Source organism: Mycobacteriales bacterium, assembly GCA_035995165.1.
Lineage (GTDB): Bacteria > Actinomycetota > Actinomycetes > Mycobacteriales > CADCTP01 > CADCTP01.
The window spans coordinates 1-5,692 of the sequence record DASYKU010000006.1 but is presented as its reverse complement, the minus strand read 5'-3'; the positions used below and the strand labels follow the sequence as shown (position 1 = coordinate 5,692).

Annotated in this window: 4 protein-coding genes; 1 reads left to right on the top strand and 3 read right to left on the bottom strand. The window is 71.8% G+C overall.

Annotated features, from left to right (window positions below; all coding sequences use genetic code 11):
* On the top strand, positions 1–200 hold a 200-nt coding region (locus VGP36_01250), incomplete at its 5' end, for a hypothetical protein (protein ID HEV7653350.1).
* On the opposite strand, the gene VGP36_01245 is transcribed toward VGP36_01250, so the two are convergent.
* From VGP36_01245 to ppdK, 3 genes are all read right to left on the bottom strand, one after another.
* Positions 197–1,390 (bottom strand): FAD-dependent oxidoreductase, encoded by a 1,194-nt coding sequence (locus tag VGP36_01245; GenBank protein HEV7653349.1) that lies wholly within the window; start codon positions 1,388–1,390, stop codon positions 197–199. The genes VGP36_01250 and VGP36_01245 overlap by 4 nt on opposite strands.
* 16 nt (positions 1,391–1,406) lie before the next feature.
* A complete protein-coding gene (locus VGP36_01240) occupies positions 1,407–2,651 on the bottom strand; it encodes a deoxyguanosinetriphosphate triphosphohydrolase (protein HEV7653348.1) in 1,245 nt (414 codons plus the stop codon).
* A 91-nt stretch (positions 2,652–2,742) separates the two neighbouring features.
* Complete coding sequence (gene ppdK / locus VGP36_01235) at positions 2,743–5,427, bottom strand: pyruvate, phosphate dikinase (protein ID HEV7653347.1); 2,685 nt, start codon at positions 5,425–5,427, stop codon at positions 2,743–2,745.
* Positions 5,428–5,692 lie beyond the last annotated feature (265 nt).

Here is a 5,692-nt window from a genome sequence, read left to right as displayed (position 1 = left end):
GGAATGCTGACCGGGTCGAGCCGGCGTTCCAGTTGGTGTCCTCGGACGCGACGCCGATGCCGGTCGAACTGCGAGACATCCTCCCGGTGCTGAGCTCCGTGCTCCGGCTGAAGCTCGGCATCTGGGCGGACAACGTGGTCGCGCAGCTGCTCGCCGACCTCGATGCGGAGAGTCGGCGAGCCCTGCGCGACTCCTCTTAGAGATCCGTGAGGGGGACGTCCGTGTCGGCGAGGCGGGTGGAGTCGACCTGCTTGCCGGTGCGGACGAGGTCCTGGATCGGGTCGGTGACGTCCCAGACGTTGACGTTCATGCCGGCCAGGACCTTGCCGTGCGACAGCCAGAACGCGACGAACTCCCGCGCGGCGAGATCGCCGCGGATGACCACCTGGTCGTACGAGCCGGCCGGGGCCCAGCCCGAGTACTCCATGCCCAGGTCGTACTGGTCGGAGAAGAAGTAGGGGACCCGGTCGTAGCTGACGTCCTGGCCGAGCATGCTCCTGGCCGCGGCCGGGCCGCCGTTGAGCGCGTTGGCCCAGTGCTCCACCCGGATCCGGCCGAACTGCGGGCTGTCGACGTTCGCCACGTCGCCGGCCGCGTAGATGTCCGGGTCGGAGGTACGCATCGAGGCGTCCACCAGCACGCCGTTGTCGACGGCCAGCCCGGCCTCCTCGGCCAGGCGGGTGTCCGGCCGGATACCGACGCCGACCACGACCAGGTCGGCCGGGATCACGGTGCCGTCGGGCAGGGTGACGCCGTCCGGGCCGATCTCCGTGACCCCGGAGTTCAGCCGGAGGTCGACGCCGTGGGCGCGGTGCAGGTCGGCGAAGACCGCGCCGAGCTCGTCGCCGAGCACCCGGGACAGCGGCTGCGGGGCGGCCTCGATCAGCGTGACCTCGGCGCCGTACTCGCGGGCCGCGGCGGTGACCTCCAGGCCGATCCAGCCGGCGCCGACGACGACAATCCGGCCGCCGCCCTGCAACGCGGCCTTCAGGGCGTCGGCGTCGGGCAGCTTGCGCAGCGTGCTGACGGTGTCGCCGCCGGGCACGTCCAGCGGCCGGACCAGCGAGCCGGTGGCCAGCAGCAGCTTGGCGTAGCGCAGCCGCTCGCCGCTGCCCAGCACGACCTCGTGCGCGGCCGCGTCGATCGCGGTGGCCGGGGAGCCCAGGCGCAGGTCGATGCCCTGCTCGTCGTACCAGGCCAGCGGGTGCACGGCGGCGGAGTCGCGCTCGTCCTTGCCCAGCAGGTAGCCCTTGGACAGCGGCGGCCGCTCGTACGGGACCTCGTCCTCGTCGCCGATCAGCACGATCGGGCCCTCGAAGCCCTCCGCGCGCAGTGTCTCGGCCGCCTTCGCGCCGGCCAGTCCGGCGCCGACGATGACGTACGGGTCCATGCGGTCCTCCACAGGTTCAGCCGGTCAGGCGGGCATGCCAGGCCGGGGCGGACAGGTCGGTCAGGCCGGCGATCTGGTCGACGACGACCCGCAGCCGGGCGGCGTCGTCGGGTGCGGCCAGCCAGTCCGGCCGCAGCGCCGGGTCGAGCACGTCGGGGGCGCGGTCGGCCAGCACCGCGGCCAGCTCGACGAGCAGCTCGCGCTGGCGGGTCTGCAGCTCGGCGACGTACCGGCGGTTCATGACGTACTCGGCGGCGACGGCCTTGAGTAGTGCGCACTCCGCGGCCACCTGGGACGGCACGACCAGATCGGCCTCGTACCGGCGGAACGGGCCCTCCCCCGCCTTGGCGACGGTCGCGGAGACGGCGGCGGAGGCGAAGCGTCCGGTGAGCTCGCTGGTCGCCCGCTTCAGCGCCACCTGGGCGCCGCGGGTCCCGTCGTAGCTGGTGAGGTCGCGCAGCGTCGGCAGCGCCAGCAGCTCGTCGAACACCGTGCCGAGGTCGCCGGCCGACTCGTCGGAGTAGACCTCGGCGGCCCGGGCGCAGACCGCGGCCCGCTCGTCCCGGGAGGCGAACGCGCCGAAGCGGACGAGCCCGCTGTGCACACCGTCCTCGACGTCGTGCACCGAGTACGCCACGTCGTCGGCCCAGTCCATCACCTGCGCCTCCAGGCAGCGCCGGCCCTCCGGCGCCCCGGACCGCAGCCAGTCGAAGGCGGGGCGGTCGTCGGCGTACACGCCGAACTTGCGCTGCCCCTCGCGCCAGGGCCACGGGTACTTGGCCGTCGCGTCCAGCACGGCGCGGGTCAGGTTCAGCCCGGCCGGGCCGCCGTCCGGGTCGAGGATCTTCGCCTCCAGCCGGGTCAGCGCCCGCAGTGTCTGCGCGTTGCCCTCGAATCCGCCGCAGGGCTGGGCGACGAGGTCCAGCGCGGCCTCGCCGTTGTGCCCGAACGGCGGGTGGCCGAGGTCGTGGGCCAGCCCGGCGGCGTCGGTGATGTCGGGGTCGCAGCCGAGCGCGGCGCCGATCTCCCGGCCGATCTGGGCGACCTCGAGCGAGTGGGTCAGCCGGGTCCGCGGGAAGTCCTGCTCCCCCGCGGCGACCACCTGGGTGGTCGCGGCCAGCCGGCGCAGCGCCTGCGAGTGCAGCACCCGGGCGCGGTCGCGTTCGAACTCGGAGCGGGCCACCGAGCCGGCCACGAGCTGGGCCCGCTTGGCCGGCTCCGGTGCCCGCCGGGCCCGCTCGAACTCGCCGTACCCGTCCACTCCCGTGAGCCTAGAGGCCGGGTACGACGACGGCGCCGGCCCGGACCCGAAGATCCGTCCCGGCGCCGCTCGGCAGGTGCGCCTCGTCAGCTCAGCGGGAGTCGGAGCCCATCGACTCGACGACGGCGCGACCGGCCTCCAGCCGCGCGACCGGGATCCGGAACGGCGAGCAGGAGACGTAGTCGAGCCCGACCCGGTGGAAGAAGTGCACCGAGTCGGGGTCGCCGCCGTGCTCGCCGCAGACGCCGATCTTGAGGTCCGGACGGGCGGCCCGGCCCTCCTCGACGGCGATCTCCACCAGCCGGCCGACGCCCTCGGTGTCCAGCGACTCGAACGGCGAGACGCCGAAGATGCCGAGGTCGAGGTACTTGGAGAAGAACGCCGCCTCGACGTCGTCTCGGGAGAAGCCCCAGCCCATCTGGGTCAGGTCGTTGGTGCCGAAGGAGAAGAACTGGGCGGACTCGGCGATCTGCCCGGCTGTCAGCGCCGCCCGCGGGACCTCGATCATCGTGCCGATCAGCGTGTCGACCTCGACCCCGGTCTCCTCCTTGACCGCGGCGAGCACCTTCTCGGTCTCGTCCTTGATGATCTCCAGCTCCTGCACGGCCCCGACCAGCGGGATCATGATCTCCGGCTTCGGGTCGCCGCCGGCCTGCTTGCGCTCGGCCGCGGCCTCGGCGATCGCCTTGACCTGCATGCCGAACAGCCCCGGGATGACCAGGCCGAGCCGGACACCACGCAGACCCAGCATCGGGTTGGCCTCGTGCAGCCGCTGCACGGCCTCCAGCAGCACCTTGTCCCGGCCGACGTCCTCGCCCTTGCTCTCGGCCACGGCGACCTTGACCGACAGCTCGGTCAGGTCCGGCAGGAACTCGTGCAGGGGCGGGTCGATCAGCCGCACGGTGACCGGAAGGCCGTCCATCGCGGTGAAGATGCCGACGAAGTCTTCCTTCTGCAGCGGCTCCAGCGCGTCGAGTGCGGCCTGCCGCTCGTCGTCGGTGTCGGCCAGGATCAGGTCCTCGACCAGCTGGCGGCGGTCGCCGAGGAACATGTGCTCGGTCCGGCACAGCCCGATGCCCTGGGCGCCGAAGCGGCGGGCGCGCTCGGAGTCCTCGGGGTTGTCGGCGTTGGCCCGGACGCCCAGCCGGCGGACCTCGTCGGCGTGGCCGACGAGGCGGTCCACCGCGGCGACGAGCGGGTCGGAGTCCTTGTCCAGGGTCCCTTCGAAGTACTGCACGACCGGGGAAGGCTGGACCGGGACCTCGCCGAGGTAGACCCGGCCGGTGGTGCCGTCGATGGAGACGACGTCGCCCTCGGACACCACGACGCCGCCGGGCGCGGTGAACTTGCGGCCCTTGAGGTCGACCTCGAGCTCCTCGGCGCCGCAGACGCAGGTCTTGCCCATGCCACGGGCGACCACGGCCGCGTGCGAGGTCTTGCCGCCGCGGGAGGTGAGGATGCCCTGCGCGGCGATCATGCCGACCAGGTCGTCCGGCGTGGTCTCGCGGCGGACCAGGATGACCTTCTCGCCCTTCGCCGCCAGGTCGGCGGCCCGGTGCGACTCGAAGACGACCTTGCCGACCGCGGCGCCGGGGCTGGCGTTCATGCCCTTGGCGATCTGCTGCTTGTCGGCCTTCTCGTCGAAGGTCGGGAACATCAGCTGGGCCAGCTGCGCGCCGGTGACCCGCTGGATCGCCTCGGAGACGTCGATCTGGCCCTCGTCGACGAACTGGGACGCGATCACGAACGCGGCGGCCGCGGTCCGCTTGCCGACGCGGGTCTGCAGCATCCAGAGCTTGTTGCGCTCGATGGTGAACTCGATGTCGCAGAGATCCTTGTAGTGGCCCTCGAGCGTGGCCATGATCTCCAGCAGCTGGTCGTACGCCGGCTTGTCGATGTTCTCCAGGTCGTGCAGCGAGAGCGTGTTGCGGATGCCGGCCACGACGTCCTCGCCCTGCGCGTTCTGCAGGTAGTCGCCGTAGATGCCCTGGGCGCCGGAGGCGGGGTCGCGGGTGAACGCGACGCCGGTGCCGGAGTCCATGCCGGTGTTGCCGAAGACCATCGACTGCACGTTGACCGCGGTGCCGAGGTCGGCCGGGATGCGCTCCTGGCGGCGGTAGAGGATCGCGCGGTCCGCGTTCCACGAGTTGAAGACGGCCTGCACGGCCAGGTCCATCTGCTCGCGTGGCTCCTGCGGGAACTCGCGGCCGCCGTGCTCGCGGACGACGCCCTTGAACTGCTCGACGATCTTCTGCAGGTCGGACGCGTCGAGGTCGAGGTCGTTCTTGGTGCCCTTGGCCTTCTTGGCCTCGTCGAGGATGTCCTCGAAGTGCTCACCCTCGATGTCGAGCACGGTCTTGCCGAACATCTGCACGAGCCGGCGGTAGGAGTCCCACGCGAACCGGTCGTTGCCGGCCTGCTTGACCAGCCCCTGCACCGAGGAGTCGTTGAGCCCGATGTTCAGGACCGTCTCCATCATGCCGGGCATGGAGAACTTGGCCCCGGACCGTACGGAGACCAGCAGCGGGTCCTCCGCGTCGCCGAGCTTCCGGCCGATCGCCTGCTCCATCGCGGCGAGGTGCTCGGTGACCTGCTCGGCGAGCTCGGGCGGGTTGTCGCCGGTGGTCAGGAACGTCGTGCAGGCCTCGGTCGTGATCGTGAACCCGGGCGGGACGGGCAGGCCCATGTTCGTCATCTCGGCGAGGTTCGCCCCCTTGCCCCCGAGCAGGAACTTCTGCTCCTTGGAGCCCTCTTCGAAGGCGTAGACGTACTTCATGCAGCGGCCCTCCGGCAGCGTGGAACGGGCGGGAAAACGGGAGTGCAGTCGAGGTTATCGAGCGCCGGACGGCGGAGACGCCGTCAAAGGCGCGGCGTCAGACCTCGACGACGAACGTCTTGGCGATCTTGTCGTCGACGCCCTGGCCGTTCCGGTCCCAGACCGACCAGATGACCATGCCGATCGCGACGACCGCGCCGAGGAGCGCCAGGGCGATCGCGATCGCGATCGGGACGCCGTAGTGCAGCAGCGACCGGGCCCAGCC

Excerpts from the sequence above, each read along its gene's own strand:
- VGP36_01245 (HEV7653349.1), bottom strand. The coding sequence starts at position 1,390 with ATGGACCCGTACGTCATCGTCGGCGCCGGACTGGCCGGCGCGAAGGCG.
- ppdK (HEV7653347.1), bottom strand. The coding sequence starts at position 5,427 with ATGAAGTACGTCTACGCCTTCGAAGAGGGCTCCAAGGAGCAGAAGTTC.